The 15,178-nt window shown below is 71.1% G+C and carries 20 protein-coding genes; 12 read left to right on the top strand and 8 right to left on the bottom strand.

All coding sequences use genetic code 11. The features are described 5' to 3' along the window. The 3 genes from FV223_RS07280 to FV223_RS07290 form a co-directional block, all read left to right on the top strand. A partial coding sequence (locus FV223_RS07280; protein WP_147726176.1) for an alpha/beta hydrolase fold domain-containing protein occupies positions 1–470 on the top strand: 470 nt, incomplete at its 5' end. A 120-nt stretch (positions 471–590) separates the two neighbouring features. After that, complete coding sequence (locus tag FV223_RS07285; protein WP_147726177.1) at positions 591–719, top strand: TFIIS helical bundle-like domain containing protein; 129 nt, start codon at positions 591–593, stop codon at positions 717–719. Between the two features lie 89 nt (positions 720–808). After that, positions 809–1,240, top strand: coding sequence for a CsbD family protein (locus tag FV223_RS07290; protein WP_147726178.1), 432 nt, complete (start codon positions 809–811; stop codon positions 1,238–1,240). Positions 1,241–1,316: 76 nt separating this feature from the next. On the opposite strand, the gene FV223_RS07295 is transcribed toward FV223_RS07290, so the two are convergent. The 4 genes from FV223_RS07295 to pdxY form a co-directional block, all read right to left on the bottom strand. Then, positions 1,317–2,102 carry a 3-hydroxybutyrate dehydrogenase gene (locus tag FV223_RS07295; RefSeq protein ID WP_147726179.1) on the bottom strand — a complete coding sequence of 262 codons (786 nt, stop codon included), beginning with the start codon at positions 2,100–2,102 and terminating at the stop codon, positions 1,317–1,319. 85 nt (positions 2,103–2,187) lie between these two features. Continuing rightward, the gene (locus FV223_RS07300; protein WP_147726180.1) at positions 2,188–2,943 is read right to left on the bottom strand and encodes an NUDIX hydrolase; all 756 of its coding nucleotides are present in this window, start codon (positions 2,941–2,943) and stop codon (positions 2,188–2,190) included. After that, positions 2,936–3,820: a PhzF family phenazine biosynthesis protein gene (locus FV223_RS07305; protein WP_147726181.1), complete on the bottom strand. Its 885-nt coding sequence runs from the start codon at positions 3,818–3,820 to the stop codon at positions 2,936–2,938. Before FV223_RS07305 ends, FV223_RS07300 begins: the two co-directional genes overlap by 8 nt. 22 nt (positions 3,821–3,842) lie before the next feature. Continuing rightward, complete coding sequence (gene pdxY / locus FV223_RS07310) at positions 3,843–4,691, bottom strand: pyridoxal kinase PdxY (protein ID WP_147726182.1); 849 nt, start codon at positions 4,689–4,691, stop codon at positions 3,843–3,845. Positions 4,692–4,784: 93 nt separating this feature from the next. On the opposite strand from pdxY, the gene FV223_RS07315 reads away from it, so the two are divergent. The 6 genes from FV223_RS07315 (at position 4,785) to FV223_RS07340 (ending at position 9,424) form a co-directional block, all read left to right on the top strand. Next, a complete protein-coding gene (locus tag FV223_RS07315) occupies positions 4,785–5,306 on the top strand; it encodes a DedA family protein (protein ID WP_147726183.1) in 522 nt (173 codons plus the stop codon). After that, on the top strand, positions 5,306–6,094 hold the full coding sequence (locus FV223_RS07320) for a cobalamin-binding protein (protein WP_147726184.1): 789 nt from the start codon (positions 5,306–5,308) through the stop codon (positions 6,092–6,094). The genes FV223_RS07315 and FV223_RS07320 overlap by 1 nt, the downstream gene beginning before the upstream one ends. Before the next feature lie 83 nt (positions 6,095–6,177). Then, the gene (locus tag FV223_RS07325; RefSeq protein WP_147726185.1) at positions 6,178–6,705 is read left to right on the top strand and encodes an MmcB family DNA repair protein; all 528 of its coding nucleotides are present in this window, start codon (positions 6,178–6,180) and stop codon (positions 6,703–6,705) included. Between the two features lie 143 nt (positions 6,706–6,848). Next, positions 6,849–7,955 (top strand): branched-chain amino acid ABC transporter substrate-binding protein, encoded by a 1,107-nt coding sequence (locus FV223_RS07330; protein WP_147726186.1) that lies wholly within the window; start codon positions 6,849–6,851, stop codon positions 7,953–7,955. A 235-nt stretch (positions 7,956–8,190) separates the two neighbouring features. Next, positions 8,191–8,466 (top strand): translation initiation factor IF-1, encoded by a 276-nt coding sequence (gene infA / locus FV223_RS07335; protein WP_147025743.1) that lies wholly within the window; start codon positions 8,191–8,193, stop codon positions 8,464–8,466. Positions 8,467–8,521: 55 nt separating this feature from the next. Next, positions 8,522–9,424 carry a DMT family transporter gene (locus tag FV223_RS07340; protein WP_244033553.1) on the top strand — a complete coding sequence of 301 codons (903 nt, stop codon included), beginning with the start codon at positions 8,522–8,524 and terminating at the stop codon, positions 9,422–9,424. 37 nt (positions 9,425–9,461) lie between these two features. Here FV223_RS07340 and FV223_RS07345 read toward each other — a convergent pair whose 3' ends face one another. Both FV223_RS07345 and FV223_RS07350 read right to left on the bottom strand, forming a co-directional pair. Further along, positions 9,462–9,764: a hypothetical protein gene (locus FV223_RS07345; protein ID WP_147726188.1), complete on the bottom strand. Its 303-nt coding sequence runs from the start codon at positions 9,762–9,764 to the stop codon at positions 9,462–9,464. Between the two features lie 174 nt (positions 9,765–9,938). After that, positions 9,939–10,688 carry a class I SAM-dependent methyltransferase gene (locus tag FV223_RS07350; RefSeq protein WP_147726189.1) on the bottom strand — a complete coding sequence of 250 codons (750 nt, stop codon included), beginning with the start codon at positions 10,686–10,688 and terminating at the stop codon, positions 9,939–9,941. Between the two features lie 128 nt (positions 10,689–10,816). On the opposite strand from FV223_RS07350, the gene FV223_RS07355 reads away from it, so the two are divergent. Together FV223_RS07355 and FV223_RS07360 are read left to right on the top strand one after the other, a co-directional pair. Then, on the top strand, positions 10,817–11,422 hold the full coding sequence (locus FV223_RS07355; protein WP_147726190.1) for a sulfite oxidase-like oxidoreductase: 606 nt from the start codon (positions 10,817–10,819) through the stop codon (positions 11,420–11,422). Continuing rightward, entirely contained in the window at positions 11,415–12,131 is a 717-nt protein-coding gene (locus tag FV223_RS07360) for an FAD-binding oxidoreductase (RefSeq protein ID WP_147726191.1), read from the top strand. Before FV223_RS07355 ends, FV223_RS07360 begins: the two co-directional genes overlap by 8 nt. A gap of 63 nt (positions 12,132–12,194) precedes the next feature. Here FV223_RS07360 and FV223_RS07365 read toward each other — a convergent pair whose 3' ends face one another. Both FV223_RS07365 and FV223_RS07370 read right to left on the bottom strand, forming a co-directional pair. Next, entirely contained in the window at positions 12,195–13,280 is a 1,086-nt protein-coding gene (locus tag FV223_RS07365) for a phytanoyl-CoA dioxygenase family protein (protein WP_147726192.1), read from the bottom strand. 239 nt (positions 13,281–13,519) lie between these two features. Continuing rightward, a complete protein-coding gene (locus FV223_RS07370; RefSeq protein WP_244033554.1) occupies positions 13,520–14,626 on the bottom strand; it encodes a calcium:proton antiporter in 1,107 nt (368 codons plus the stop codon). A gap of 231 nt (positions 14,627–14,857) precedes the next feature. Between FV223_RS07370 and FV223_RS07375 the strand changes: the two genes are divergently transcribed. Continuing rightward, positions 14,858–15,178, top strand: a 321-nt coding sequence (locus FV223_RS07375; protein WP_147726194.1) for a DEAD/DEAH box helicase, incomplete at its 3' end; no start/stop codon positions are given.

Consider the following 15,178-nt stretch of genomic DNA (forward strand, 5'->3'; position numbering starts at 1 on the left):
TCGCCGGCGATTCCGCCGGCGGCAACCTGGCGCTCGTCGCGATGCTGGCGGCCCGCGACCGCGGGCTGCCTCTTCCGACGGCCGCCGCCCTGTTCTCGCCGGTCACCGACTTCCTCGCCGAGGACGGCTCGCGCGTCAGCAATGCCCGGCGCGACGCGATGTTCGACCCGCGGGCGCTGATCAACCTCGGGCCGATGTATCTCGGCGGGGCCGATCCCGCCGACCCGCGGATCTCGCCGCTCTTCGCGGATCTCGCCGGCCTGCCGCCGCTGCTGTTCCACGTCGGCGAGCGGGAGGTGCTGCGCGACGATTCGGTGCGGATGGCCGAGAAGGCGCGGGCGGCCGGCGTCACCGTGTCCCTGACGGTGTTCCCGGTGGTCGCCCATGTCTGGCAGTTCGCGCACAGCATGTTGCCGGAGGCGCGCCGCTCCCTCGATGCGGCGGCGGAGTTCCTGCGGAGCCACCAGTAGCTCCAGCAAGACGCCGGCCCGCGCCGCGACCGCCTCCGTTGCGACGGAACGGGCTGCGGCGATCGGCCGTTGAGAGGTCAAGCTGCGCCGCCCGGCGGCGCCCATCGCGCGGAGAGAACCATGAGCTTGATCGGACGCATCGTCACGAAGCTTCTCGGGAACGAGGATCGCCAGGTCGTTCGCGACGACCGCAACGCGAGCTCCGCCTCGCCGATCGGGCGCCTCGTGACCAAGATCCTCGGCAAGTAGCCGGCACCCCGCTCGGGCGGGCACGGATCGACGGGCGGCGTGGGTCACGCCGCCATCAAACGCGCAGAACTGACGGGTAGGAGATGACCATGGTCGATACGGATCGCATCGTCGGCGGTGCCAAGGAGCTTGGCGGGAAGATGCAGGGTGCGGCTGGCGACTTCGTCGGGTCCAACCGCGACTCGGCGGAAGGCCGCCTTCGCGAGGCCGGCGGCAAGACGCAGGAGGCCTACGGTCAGGCCAAGGACACCGTGCGCAACGTCGCCGACGAGGCCGGCGACCGCGCCCAGGAGGCCTATGGGCAGGCCGAGGACGCCTACGGGCAGGCACGCAGCAAGCTGCGCGACGTCGCCGACAACGTCACGGACTACGCCTCGGACGCCTACGACCGCCGCGGCGACTACCTGCGCGACGGCCGCCAGGCGGTCAGCTCGCGGGTCGAGGAGAATCCGCTGATCGCGCTGGTGCTCGCCGGCGCCGTCGGTTACGGCCTCGCCCTGCTGCTGCACGGGCGCCGCTAAACGCAGCCCGCGTTTTAAAATCCTGCGCCATCGAAGCACCCCGCCGGTTGACCGGCGGGGTGCTTTCGCCTGCGGGCTACTGCGCCGTCCAGCCGCCATCCATGGCGATGTTGGTGCCGGTGATCTGGCTGGCAGCGTCCGAGCACAGGAACAGGGCGAGCGCGGCGACCTGGTCGACGGTGACGAACTCCTTCGTCGGTTGCGCCTTCAGCAGCACCTCGTCGATCACCTGCTCCTTGGTCAGCCCACGCGCCTTCATCGTATCGGGGATCTGCGCCTCGACGAGCGGCGTCCAGACGTAGCCGGGCGAGATGCAGTTCACCGTGATCTTGTGCGTGGCAAGCTCCAGCCCCGCGGTCTTGGTCAGGCCGGCGATGCCGTGCTTGGCCGCGACGTAGGCCGACTTGTACGGCGAGGCGACCAGCGAGTGGGCCGAGGCGGTGTTGATGATCCGCCCCCAGCCGCGCGCCTTCATCCCCGGGATCGCCGCCTGCATCGCGTAGAAGGCCGAGGACAGGTTGATCGCGATGATCTGCTCCCACTTCGCGCCCGGGAACTCCTCGATCGCCGACACGAACTGGATGCCGGCGTTGTTGACGAGCACGTCGACGGAGCCGAAGCGGGCTTCCGCCTCGCGCACCATCTCGCCGATCTCGGTCGGCTTCGTCATGTCGGCGGCCGAATGATGCGCCCGCACGCCGAACTCGGATTCGATCCCGGCGCGCGCCGTCTCGATCGCGTCGGCCTCCCCGAAGCCGTTCAGCACCACGTTCGCCCCGTCCCGCGCCAGGGCTCGTGCGATGCACAGCCCGATCCCGCTGGTCGAGCCGGTGACGATCGCGGTCTTGGATTTCAGGGTCATGCGGAACTCCGGGATGGCGACGAAACGGCTAAGAAAGCCTGCCCGATGCACCGCCGGTTGTCGACGCATCCGGGTCACGGACGGATCAGGGCGTCACCTCGGCGGCGCCGGTCTCGGCCTCGAAGGCGCTGGCGAGGTAGGCGCGCACGAAGCCGGGCATCGCCGCCTCGATGTCGGCGGCCTCGCGCACCGCCACGATCCCGGCGAGCTCGGGCTCGTCCTCGCCCAGCGCGTGGATCTCCATGCGTTCGATCAGGGCGGCGGCGTCCTCGGCGAAGCGGACGGGCCGCAGGAAGGCGAGCTGGCCCTCGCCGCGCAGGCAGACCCAGTCCTCGGTCGCCCCGTCGGGCACCCGGAGGCCGGTCTCCTCCAGAAGCTCGCGCGCGGCGCTCCCCGAGAAGTCGACCGCCTCGCCGCGCACGTCGTCGAGGTCCGGCGTGCCGCAGGGAAAGTAGATCTGCCCGGCATTGGCCGTATGCACGCCCATCCGCCCGAGCAGGACCGCGCCGTCGGCGCTCCACGGCACGATCGCCGCGAAGGCGTTGGCGACGTGCCCGTCCGGCGATCCGCCGTCGCGATAGGTCAGGAAGCGCGAATACGGCGTCTCGAACAGGTCCAGGCGGCAGCTGTCGCCGTCGATCGCGCAGCCGCAGGCCACCAGCACCGGCCCGTCGAACAGGGCGGGCTGCGCTGCCCGCCGCCGCATCCAGTTCTGCTCGATGCGCTCGGCGTTGTCGCGCGCCCAGGCCCAATCGTAGGTCACCAGCCGGGCTTCGAGGCGCGCGAGGCGGACGACCTCGAAACCGTACGGCCGTGAGTCCGGCGTCGCCGCATCAGACATGGAGGACGCCTTCCGACACGATCACCGCCGCCCCGCCGATCTCGACCGAGCGCAGGCCGCCGGCCTGGACCACGACCTGCAGCGCGATCGCGCTCGGGCGGCCCATCGCGACGCCTTGCGTGATCGCGACGTCGTGCGTGCCGTCGCCGAGCGGCTCGAACTGCATCAGCACGCCGGCGAAGGCGGCGGCCGCGGAGCCCGTCGCCGGGTCCTCGGCCACGCCGAGGGCGGGGGCGAACATCCGGGCCTGGAAGGCGAGACCGATCTCCGCCGTGTCCGGCGCGTAGAGCAGGAAGCCGTCCGAGGTGTCGGCCAGCGTGCCCGGTCGCGCCGCGTCGAGACGGTCCGGCGAGGCGACCGGAACGAAGGTGAAGCTCGGGCCGACGCCGTGCCGGCTCGGCCGGTGCCGCCCGAAGCCGATATCATCGGGCGCCAGCCCGAACGCGGCCGCGAGAGCGGCGGCGTCGGCAGCCTCGCCGAGGTAGTCCGGCAGGATCGGGACCCTGAAGCGGGCCCGGTCCCCTCCGTCGCCTGTTTCGACCACGCAGGGGATCGTGCCGACCGCCTCCTCGAGGCCGAACGCGACGGCGTCGGCCCCCTCGGGCCGCGCCTCGCGCAGTACCAGCAGGATTGCGGTGCCAATGGTCGGATGCCCGGCGAAGGGCAGCTCGCGGGTCGGCGTGAAGATGCGGAGCCTCGCCCGGTGCCGTAGCTCGTCCGGCGGCATCACGAACACCGTCTCCGACAGGTTGAACTCCCGGGCGATCGCTTGCATCGCCCCGTCGTCGAGCCCGTCGGCCTCGAGCACCACGGCGAGCGGGTTGCCGGAAAGGGCCTGCGTCGTGAACACGTCCAGGGTGACGAAGCGGCGCGGCATCCAGAGGTTCCTTCTCTCGCTCTCAGACCGTCTCCACCGGAAACGTCTCGGTCGGCGCCACGAACTCGTCCTGCGCCGCCACGGTGAGGATCTCGCGCGAGCCCTCCGCCAGCGTGCGCCGCAGGACGCCGTAGACCGAGGCCGCCGCCATGCCGAGCGCCAGCGCCGCCGAGCCGGTGCGGGCGTAGTGGACGAGGAACAGCGCGGCGATGCAATCGCCTGCTCCGTTCACCGACAGGTCGAGGCGGGGCGTGCGCACCCGCCAGAACGTGCCGCCCTCCCCGGCCAGCAGGTCGATGGCGTCGGGCGGGGTCGCGTCGGTGACGAGCGAGGTGACGAGCACCACCCGCGGTCCGCGTTCCTGCAGGGCGGCGACCGCGCGCTTGGCCTGCGCCAACGTGCCGGTCGGCAGGCCGGTGAGCAGGTCGAGCTCGAACTGGTTCGGCGTCACGATGTCGGCGGCGGGCACCGCGCGCTCAGCCATGAACTCGGCGATGCCGGGGCGGACGTAGACGCCGCGGCCGGTGTCGCCGATCACCGGGTCGCAGGCGTAGAGCGCCCGGGCGTTCTCGGCCCGCACCGCATCGACCGCGCCGAGGATCGCGGTGCCGATGTCGGCCGAGCCCATGTACCCGGACAGGACGCCGTCGCAGGTGCCGAGCACCCCGCGCTCGCGGATGCCGGCCACCAGATCCTCGACCGCCGGCCCGTCGAAGACGCGTCCGCGCCAGGCCCCGTAGCCGGTGTGGTTGGAGAACTGCACCGTGTGGATCGGCCAGACCTCGACCCCGAGCCGCTGCATCGGAAACACCGCGGAGGCGTTGCCGACATGGCCGTAGGCGACGTGGGACTGGATCGAAAGGATGTTCATCGCGATCACCCCGGCACGCGTGGCCTCCGCGGCGTGTTACCGGCTTTCGGCATCCCGCGCACCCGGCACCCCCCATCCTCGACAAGGCGGACCATGGATTTCGAATCGCTGCGCGTCTCCGCCCTCGCCTTCGTCGAGGCGCACCGAGCGTGGACGCCGCTGATCGTCGGCGCGTTGGCCTTCTGCGAATCCATCGCCTTCCTGTCGATGCTGGTGCCGGCCACCGTGATCCTGATCGGCATCGGCGCGATGATCGGGGCGACCGACATCGCGTTCTGGCCGGTGGTGACCGCGGCGGCCGTCGGCGCGGCCCTCGGCGATTGGCTCTCCTACGAGTTCGGCCGGTCCTACGGCGAGGGCGCCAAGCGCCTGTGGCCGATGCGGCGCTACCCCGAGATGGTCGCCAAGGGCGAGGTCTTCCTGAAGCGCTGGGGCGCGGCGGCGGTGGCGCTCGGGCGGTTCTTCGGGCCCGCCTGCGCGGTGGTGCCGCTGATCGCCGGCATGTTCGGGGTCGCCCGGCTGCCGTTCCAGGTGGCCAACGTCCTCTCGGCCCTCGTCTGGGCCTTCGTGCTTCTGGCACCGGGTGCCGGGCTGCTGGCGTGGTTCCAGGGCTGATGCGACGGTTTCCGCCCGAGCGCATCGTCTGCCTCACCGAGGAGACCGTCGAGACGCTGTACCTGCTCGGCCAGGAGCGCCGCATCGTCGGGGTGTCGGGCTATGCCGTGCGTCCGCCGCGGGTCCGGCGCGAGAAGCCGCGCGTGTCGGCCTTCACCAGCGCGGACCTGCCGAAGATCCTCGCGCTCGAGCCGGATCTCGTCCTCGCCTTCTCCGATCTCCAGGCGAACATCGCTGCCGACCTCGCCCGGGCCGGGATCGCCGTGCACCTGTTCAACCAGCGCGACGTCGCCGGCTGCCTCGCGATGATCCGCACGCTCGGCGCCCTCGTCGGCGTGCCGGACCGGGCCGACGCCCTGGCGCAGGGTTATGCCGACGCGTTGGCACGGGCGGCCGCCGAGGTCGCGGGCCGTCGGCGGCCCCGCGTCTATTTCGAGGAATGGGACGAGCCGATGATCTCCGGCATCGGCTGGGTCTCGGAGCTGATCGGCCACGCCGGCGGCGACGACGTGTTTCCCGACCGCGCCCGGATGGCCGCCGCCGTCGACCGGATCGTCGCGCCCGAGGCCGTGATCGCGGCGGCGCCCGACGTCATCCTGGCCTCGTGGTGCGGGAAGAAGGTCAACGTCGCGCGCATCGCATCCCGCTCGGGATGGGCGGCGATCCCGGCGGTGCGGGACGGCCGCATCCACGAGATCAAGTCGCCGTTGATCCTGCAGCCCGGCCCGGCCGCGCTCACGGACGGGTTCGCCGCGATCCGCGCGGCGCTGGCAGGATCGCTCGCGTGATCTCCGGCCGCAGGTGACAAGCGCTGTCCGGGCTTGGCAAGATGCGCCGTCCCGATTCGGCACAGGCCGCCACACGAGAGACGATGTCGTCAGCCCTCGCCCATGCTCTTCCGGCCGAAGCCCGCACGGTCGACGCCGCGCCGGACCTGATCCTGCCGCCCGACCGGCGCCAGTCGCCGACGGCGCTGAGGATCCAGCGCGGGGTGCGCCGCCTGTTCTCCGAGATGGGCTGCGCCACCCTGCCCGAGTTCTCGCTGGTCAACGGGCGGCGCGCCGACGTGATCGCCCTGTGCGGCGCCGGGCACCTGACCATCGTGGAGATCAAGTCGAGCGTGGCGGACTTCCGCGCCGACCGGAAATGGCCCGACTACCGCGACTTCTGCGACCGCTTCTTCTTCGCGATCCCGGACACGGTGCCGGAATCGCTGATCCCGGACGAATGCGGCCTGATCGTCGCCGACGCCTTCGGCGGGCTGGTGATCCGCGAGGCGCCCGAGCACCCGCTCTCCGGCCCGCGCCGCAAGGCCGTGACGCTGCGCTTCGCCCACAGCGCCGCGCGGGTCTTGCACAGCCTCGCCGATCCGGGCGCGATCCGCGACGGCGCGCTCTGAAAGCCTGGTCGTCATGCCCGGAAACACGGCGTGCTGATCGACCGTCGGACCGGCGCCGCTTCGCTTTCGCCGGCGCGGCGCGGCGGCTAAGCTGTCCCGAGGTCATCGCGGCCGCCGCTCCGGCCGCTGCGGTATGGGTTTCGATGCGCGCACTGATCGGGATCGTCACGGCACTTCTGCTCGCTGCGCCGGCCGCGGCTCAGACGGTCACCAAGATCGGGCTGTCAGCGCCGCTCACCGGGCCGGACGCCGCCTTCGGCCAGGGCATGCGGCTCGGCGCCGAGCAGGCCGTCGCCGACCTCAACCGCGCGGCCGGCGCGTCCGGCCGCAAGCTCGCGCTGGTGGTCGCGGACGATGCCGGCGACGCGAAGCAGGGCGTCGCGGTCGCCAGGCGCTTCGCCGCGGACGGCATCCGCCTCGTGGTCGGGCCGCTTGAATCCTCGGTCGCGGCCGCCACCGCCGCGATCTACGACGATGCCGGCATCGTCGTGGTCACGCCGGGGGCGTCCTGGGCCGCGCTGACGCGCCGGGGCCACGCGACCCTGTTCCGCATCGTCGCCGGCGACGCGCAGCAGGGCGAGGCCGCCGGCCGCTACCTGCTCGCGCACGAAGCGGGGCGCCGCGTCGCCATCGTCCACGACCGAACCACCTTCGGCCGCGGCCTTGCGGACGCGGTCTCCGCGACGCTCAAGGCCGCCGGCAGGCCCGAGGTCGCGTTCGAAAGCCTGCCGCGCGGCAGCCGGGACGCTGCGGACCTCGCCGCGACGCTGAAGGCCGCCCGCGTCGATGCGGTCTACTTCGGCGGGCTGGCGCCGGAGGCGTCGACGCTCGCGCACGCGATGCGCGACGCCGGATCGACCGCCCGGCTGGTGGCGAGCGACGGCATCCTCGACCGGGACTTCGCGACGCTCGCGTCGTCCGCCGGCGAGGGGACGGTGATGACCGTCCCGGCCGAGCCGGCGCGGCTTCCCGAGGTCAAGGGCCGCCCGCCCCGCACCGCGGAAGCCGATGCGCTCGCCGGGCCGACCTATGCGGCGGTCGAGGTGCTGGCGCAGGCGGTCGACCGGGCGAAGTCTCGGGACGGGCGCACGGTCGCCGCAGCACTCCGGGGGGCGCCCTTCCGCACGATCCAGGGCGAAATCGCCTTCGATGCGCAGGGCGACCCCAGCTCGGGTGCCGTAGCCCTCAAGGTCTGGAAGCGTGCGCCGGACGGCCGGCTCGATTACGCGGGCAACGAGACGGCGCCGTAGGATCAACCGTTTCGCACAGGAATCGTCCGGGAACGGCGCTTTTTGTGTCGACGCCGCCGTGGTCGCGAGGCGGCGAAGCTTGCTTGCGTGGCAGGAGGCCCCTACATCGTGCCCGACGCTCGATGGCTTGGCGCCTCCGGATACGGACCCGCCGCCGCCGCGTTCATCGAATTGCCGTGACGAAAGATCGTGCGCCGGAACGCCTGCTTCCAGACGGTCCGACTGGAGAGGGTGAATGGCGAAAGAAGAATTGATGCAGTTCGACGGTCTCGTTCTCGAGATCCTGCCGGATGCGCGCTACCGGGTGCAGCTCGACCAGGGCCACGAGATCGTCGCCTACACCGCCGGCAAGATGAAGAAGAACCGCATCAAGACGCTGGCCGGCGACCGCGTCACCGTCGAGATGTCGCCCTACGACCTCGAGAAGGGCCGCCTCGTGTTCCGTCACAAGGACGAGCGCTCGGCCGGCCCGCGTCCGCCGGTGCGCGGCGGCCAGTTCCGCCGCCGCTGAGCGGCCGGCGATTCCCACGCCTCCCCGGACCGTCGCGGCCTATCCCCTCCTGACGTTGACCGCCCTGCTCTGGGCGGGCAACGCGGTGGCGGGGAAGTGGGCGCCGGGCCACGTCTCGCCGCAAGCGATCACGTCGCTGCGCTGGGCCGTGGTCTGCGTTGTGCTGTGGCTGTTCGCCCGGCGCCGCATCGCGGCCGATTGGCCGGGCATGCGTGGCCATTGGCGGCTCGTCCTGCTGATGGGCGGCCTTGGCTACACGGCGTTCAACAGCCTGTTCTACGCCGCCGGGGCCTACACCAGCGCGATCAACCTCGCCCTCTTCCAGGGCTCGATCCCCGTTCTGGTGATTCTGATGAACTACGGTCTCTATCGGACCCGGGTCACGTCCGGCCAAGCGATCGGCGTGCTCGTGACCCTCCTCGGCGCGGCGGTGGCCGCGACGCACGGCGACTGGCACGTGCTCGCCACCCTCGGCTTCAATCGCGGCGACGTGCTGATCTTCATCGCCTGCCTGTTCTATGCCGGCTACACCATCGCCCTGCCGCACCGCCCGGCCATTTCCGGGCTGAGCTTCTTCGCGGCGATGGCGCTGATGGCCTTCGTCACCTCCCTGCCGCTTCTGGCGATCGAGGCGGCGTCCGGCCGGGTGATCTGGCCGGGGATCGAGGGCTGGGCGATCGTGGTGTTCGTCGCGCTCGGGCCGTCGCTGGCCGCGCAGCTGTTCTTCATGCGCGGTGTCGAGCTGATCGGGCCGAACCGGGCCGGCCTGTTCGTCAATCTCGTGCCGATCTTCGGCGCCGGGCTCGCCGTGCTCGTGGTCGGCGAGCCCTTCGGCACCAATGAGGCCGTCGCGCTGGCCCTGGTGCTCGGCGGCATCTTCTGCGCGGAACGGCTCGGGCGCGGCCCAGGCCCGGCCATCGTCGAGCCCGCCGCGCCGCGGGACCGGCCGAGACCTTGAGCGCGGCCGGTGCTGCCACCGGCCGCGGATCGATCGCTTATTCGCAGACGCGGACGCGGCGGATGAACACGTCGCCGTAGGCGTCGATCGTCCGGCGGCGCTCGAAGTGGCAGACCGGGCCGTAATCTTCCTCGACGTAGACCGGGCGCGGGGCGCGGTAGACCGGCTGGCCAGGATAGTAGCCGTTCTGCGAGGAGGCGATCGCGCCGCCGACGGCGAGGCCGCCGAGCACGCCGAGCGCGGCTGCGCCGCCGGCGCCGATGCCGTCACGGGCTTCAGCCGCGGGTGCTGCGGCGACGAGGCTCCCGGCGAGGAGAGCAACGGAAAGAATTCGGATCATGGTTCGTCCCCTCGGGATCTGTCGTGGTCGCAATGTCCGGCCAGTTCGTAAACGAAATGCGAACGCCGAAGGCTTCGAAGCCCATCGCACGATCACGTTCGTGTTGGGCCGCGGATCGCAACACAGATCAGCGTGCTTTGAGGCAAATCTTCGACGTCCGATCGACGCTGTCGCTCACAGCCGCGCGAGACGCAACGCCAGCGGCCAGCGTACGGTGCGGCGGTGCTCGGCCGGCCCCCACGACGCGGCGAGCGCATCCTGGAACGCGTCGACCGGCGCCCGGCCGACCGCCGTCTCGAGCCCCCGCAGCGCCGACCATGTCTCGACGTAGCCCACAAGGTCGGGAAGACGCCACGCGACGGTGATCGCGAGGTCCGGCGCGACGAACTCCGCGAAGGGGAACGGCAGCGAGCGGTATCCCTCTTCGACGTGCCTGCGCTCCGGCGGCCAGTACGGTCCGGCGACGTTGCGGTAGAAATTCTGCACCACCGCGTCGGGTGCGCCCTCGACGTGGAGGATGCCGTAGCTGACGAGCGCCAGCACGGCGCCCGGGCGGGCGACGCGGCGGACCTCCGCGTAGAAGGCGTCGAGGTCGAGCCAATGGGCGGCCTGCGCCACGGTGATCAGATCGACGCTCGCCGACGGCAGGCCGCTCCGCTCGGCCGCCCCGATCCGGTACGCGACGCGGGGATGCGGCGTCGCGTTCGCGATCTGCGCGGCGCTGGCATCGGTGGCAACGACGGCCTCGAAATGCTCAGCGAGCCGCGTCGAGAGCTGGCCGGTGCCGCAGGCGCAATCGAGCGCGCGGTCTCGACCGGGCGCGCATTCGGCGAGGAACGCGGCGAGCGCCGGCGGATAGGTCGGCCTGTGCGCGGCGTAGCCGGCCGCATGGGACGAGAAATGATCCTTGAAGGCCGGGTCCATCGTCGTCGCCCTGTCGATTGCGTGCCGCGGGGCGAGCGTAGCGCCGCCGTCGCGTTCGCTGAAGCCGGTGCTTGACGGCGCCGGCCATTCCGGCTGCAACCGGCGCAAGCAGCATCGGAGCGAAACGAATGGCGACACGAGGCTTCGTCGGCCGGCGCAGTCCGGAAGAGACGCAGAAGCGGCTGCCTCCCGGGCAGCATCGCGTCGAGGATTTCCCGATCCTCCAGATCGGGCCGAACCCGGTGATCGATCTCGCCACCTGGCGCTTCACGCTGCGGGACGGCGCAAAGCCGTTGAAATCCTGGGACTGGGACGCGTTCCAGGCGTTGCCCCGCACCACGTGGCAGGGCGACATCCACTGCGTCACCAAGTGGTCGAAGTTCGATACCGGCTGGGAGGGCGTGAGCTTCGACGACCTCCTCGCCGATGCCGGGATCGCGGCCCCGACCGATTTCCTGCTCGCCGAGGGCTACGACGACTATTCGACCAACGTCCCCGTCGCCGACCTCGTCGGCGGGCGCGCGATGATCGCGACGCATTACGACGGGGCGCCGATCGAGCCGGACCATGGCGGCCCGGCCCGCCTGCTCGTGCCGCACCTCTACCTGTGGAAGAGCGCGAAGTGGGTGAAGGGCCTGCGCTTCACCAAGAAGGACGAGGCCGGTTTCTGGGAGATGCGCGGCTACCACATGTACGGCGACCCGTGGCGCGAGCAGCGCTACACCGGTGACTGAGGCCCCCGATCTCCGCTGGCGCGAGGGCGTGATCACGGCGATCGCGCCGGTCACCGCGCGGGTGAAGAGCTTTCGCCTGCGCACCAAGATCGCCGACGCCTACCGGCCGGGCCAGCACGTCGACGTGCGCCTCACCGCCGAGGATGGCTACCGGGCGCAGCGCAGCTACTCGATCGCCTCGGCGCCGGACGGCTCGGGGACGATCGAGCTGATGATCGAGGGGCTGGAGGGCGGCGAGGTCTCGAGCTTCTTCCACGAGATCGCCGAGGTCGGCGACGCAATCGAGCTGCGCGGGCCGATCGGCGGCTCGTTTTCCTGGGGGCCGGCCGATGGCGGACCGCTGCTGCTCGTCGGCGGCGGCTCCGGCGTGGTGCCGCTGCTCGCCATGCTGCGCCACCGCGCGGTCGCCGCGCCCGAGATCCCGGCGCTGCTGCTCTATTCGGCCCGGACGCGGAGCGACGCCGTCGCGCTCGCCGAGATCGAGGCGCGTGCCGGCGCCGAGCCGGGCCTGTCGCTGACATTCACCGCGACGCGTGAAGGCGGACGCCGGATCGACGCGGCGATGGTCGCCGAAGCCCTCGACAGGCTTGGCCAGCCGGCCCGGGTCTTCGTCTGCGGCGCCACGCCGTTCGTCCGCACGGCCGCGACGCTGCTTGTCGAGGCGGGCGTTGCGCCGGGCCTGATCCGCACGGAGCGGTTCGGCGGCTAGGGTCTTTTGCGCAGTGGCGGCCGGTGCGCGCGAGACGGATGCGACCTCGCGATGCTCCGGGATTCAGGAGCGGACGATCTGGCTGCGCCGTTTGATGTCGGGGCTCAATGCGCCGCAGGTCGGCAGGCTTTCCACCGGGCCGTGCACCGCCGAGGTCGTCGCCGAGAGGTCGTGGTAGCACACGCAGCCCTCGGCGAAGTAGTGGTGCACCAGCGCCTTGCGCGACCGGCTCACGTCGTTGCGCGGCGAGCCGCCGTGCAGGAGGTTGGCGTGCCAGAACAGCACGTCGCCCTTCTTCGCGAGGAAGCGCTGCGGCGCGATGCCGTGCTCGGCGATCGTGTGCTTGATCGCCGGCTCGTAGCGCTCGGCGTAGGCCGCGTAGCCCTTCTCGCGGAAATCCTCCGTCGAGATGCCGACATCGTGGCTGAACACGTAAGGCAGCCGGTGGCTGCCGGGATAATAGACCAGCGGACCCGAATCCGCGTGGATGTCCTCCATCGCGACCCAGCAGGCGGCGAGGTAGCCGAGCGGGTAGGTCGTCATGTGGATCGAATCCGAGTGCTCGGATTGCTGGCTGCCCTTGTGCGAGGCGATGGTCTGGAACGGGATCGCCCGCCGTCCGAGCACCATGCTGCTGAAGTTGAACAGCACCGGATGCTCGAGCAGGTGATCGAGTTCCTCGACCTTCAGGTGCGGGTTGAGGTAGCGGCCGGGATGGGGGTCGTCGTCGGTCGCCTTCTCCGGCGCGAGCGTGATGTCGCCTCGCGCGATCGCGGCCTCGTAGGCGGCCCAGGCCGCGTCGATCGTGTCGGGATCGACCGCGCCGCGGGCGACGTAATACCCGTTCTCGACCCAGAAGCGGCACATCTCGGCCTGCTTCGGGGTCAGCTCCCCGCGCGCCAGCCGCCGCTCGATCGTCTCGGCGGCATCGGGCTGGTCAAGCCACGGGGTCGGCCCGGATTCGGGAAAATTCTCCGAACGGAACACCTTGATGCAGCCGATGTCGACCGGGATGTCGGCATCGACGACGTTGGGCGCTCCCGGCCGCGAGACGGGAAGGATCGCGGGTTTCTCGTTCCGTCCGAGCGCGAGGCCTCGGGCCGCGTTCGCCCAGGTCTTCACCGTGTCCGCTACGCCCGCACGCGCCATCACTCCGCTCCGCCGTTGAAAACCACTCGCCCCGACGTGCAATCCGACATCCGATTCGGGTCATACTGAGGCCGTCGGCCGACGGATATCGTCCGTTGCCGCCCCGGGAAAGCGGCTTGGAGGAACGGCAATCCTGCCTTCATCGGTCGATCGACGAAGCCGGGACGCCGGACGCCCCGGCTGCGATCCGTCGGCACGATCCCATCGCCCCGCGCGACGACATGGTCGGGGCGGGAGGTTCAGGGACTGAAGATCAGGACCAGATAAACGAAGAACACGATCAGGTGCACCGCGCCCTCGAGCACCGTGGTGCGCAAGCCAGAGAAGGTCAGCGTGCTCAGGATCAGGGTCACGGCGAGCAGGGTCATCTCGGTCGGCTTGAGCCCGAGGACCACGGTCTGCCCGGTGATCAGGCCGACCGCGAGCACGGCCGGCACGGTCAGGCCGATGGTCGAGGTCGCGGCGCCGAGGCAGAGATTGATCGCGCGCTGCAACTCGTTGCGGGCGATCGCCTTCAATGCCGAGATCGCCTCGGGCGTGAACACGATCGCCGCGATCAGCACGCCCGATAGGGCGGACGGGGCGCCGAGGGCGGCGATGCCGTGGTCGAGGATGGTCGCGAGGCTCTTCGACAGGAGCACGATCGGCAGGATGTTGGCGATCAGCAGGATCGTGTGCCGGACGATGCTCCCGGCGGATGCCGTTTCGCCCTCGGGCCCCTCGCGTTCCGCTCCGGCGGCTCGGCCCCGCGCCGCGTGGCCCTCCTCCTGGAAGAAATCGCTGTGCCGCCCGGTCTGGATCAGCAGGAACACCGCGTAGAGCGCGAGGGTGAAGCCCGAGAAGGTCACCGCCTGGAGCGTGGTCAGGGTCCCATCGCGCGTGGAGGTGGTGAAGTTCGGGATGATCAGCGCGAGGGTCGAGAGCGGGATGATCACCGACAGGAAGGCCGACGCCCCTTGCAGGTTGTAGCTTTGCTGGTGATGCCTGAGCCCGCCGACCAGCAGGCCGAGCCCGACGACGCCGTTCAGCACGATCATCAGCACCGCGAACATCGTGTCGCGCCCGAGCGTCGGCGCATCCTTGGCACCGAGCATCACCGCGGAGACCAGGGCCACCTCGATCACGACGATGGAGAGCGTGAGCACCAGAGTGCCGAGCGGCTCGCCGAGCAGGTCGGCGAGCTCTTCCGCCTCGTGCACCACGCCGAAGGCGCACCAGAAGATCGCGACGAGCAGCCAGGCGAACAGGGCCAGGGCCCAGAGCGGGCGGTCGAGGTCGCCGAGCCAGTCCTTGCCGAACCATGCGAAGGCGCCGACCGTCGCCCACGCCACCGCCAACCGCGCCATGCCCATCTACCGTCCGATCCGCCCGGATGCCCCACGCACCCGAAAGACCTTTAGGCGATCGGGAAGGCTTGCGCACACGCAACCGCCCCATGCGGGCCGGGACGTGGCGGAACCGCCGCGAAGGCGCTAGAGGATAGGGCTTCGCAACCCGAGTCGAGACCGGTGAGCCTGACAGAGAACTGCGCCCTGCGCCGGTTCCGACGGGACGGACGGTCGTGAAAGCCCCGCACCGTGCCGTTTCCGACCCTTCCCGCCCCGTTCGCGCGGGCGCTCGCCGACCATGACTACGCCGAACCCACACCGGTGCAGAGCGCCGTCCTCGAAGCGGCCGCCGACGGCAGAGACCTTTTGGTCTCGGCGCAGACCGGTTCTGGCAAGACCGTGGCCTACGGCCTCGCCATGGCCGGCCTGCTGCTCGACGGTGCCGAGATGCTGGCGCCGGCCGGTGCCCCGCTGGCGCTGGTCATCGCGCCGACGCGCGAGCTGGCGCTGCAGGTTCAGCGCGAGCTGATGTGGCTCTACGGCCCGGCCGGCGGCCGCGTCACGGCCTGC

The organism is Methylobacterium sp. WL116 (assembly GCF_008039455.1).
Classification (GTDB): Bacteria; Pseudomonadota; Alphaproteobacteria; order Rhizobiales; family Beijerinckiaceae; genus Methylobacterium.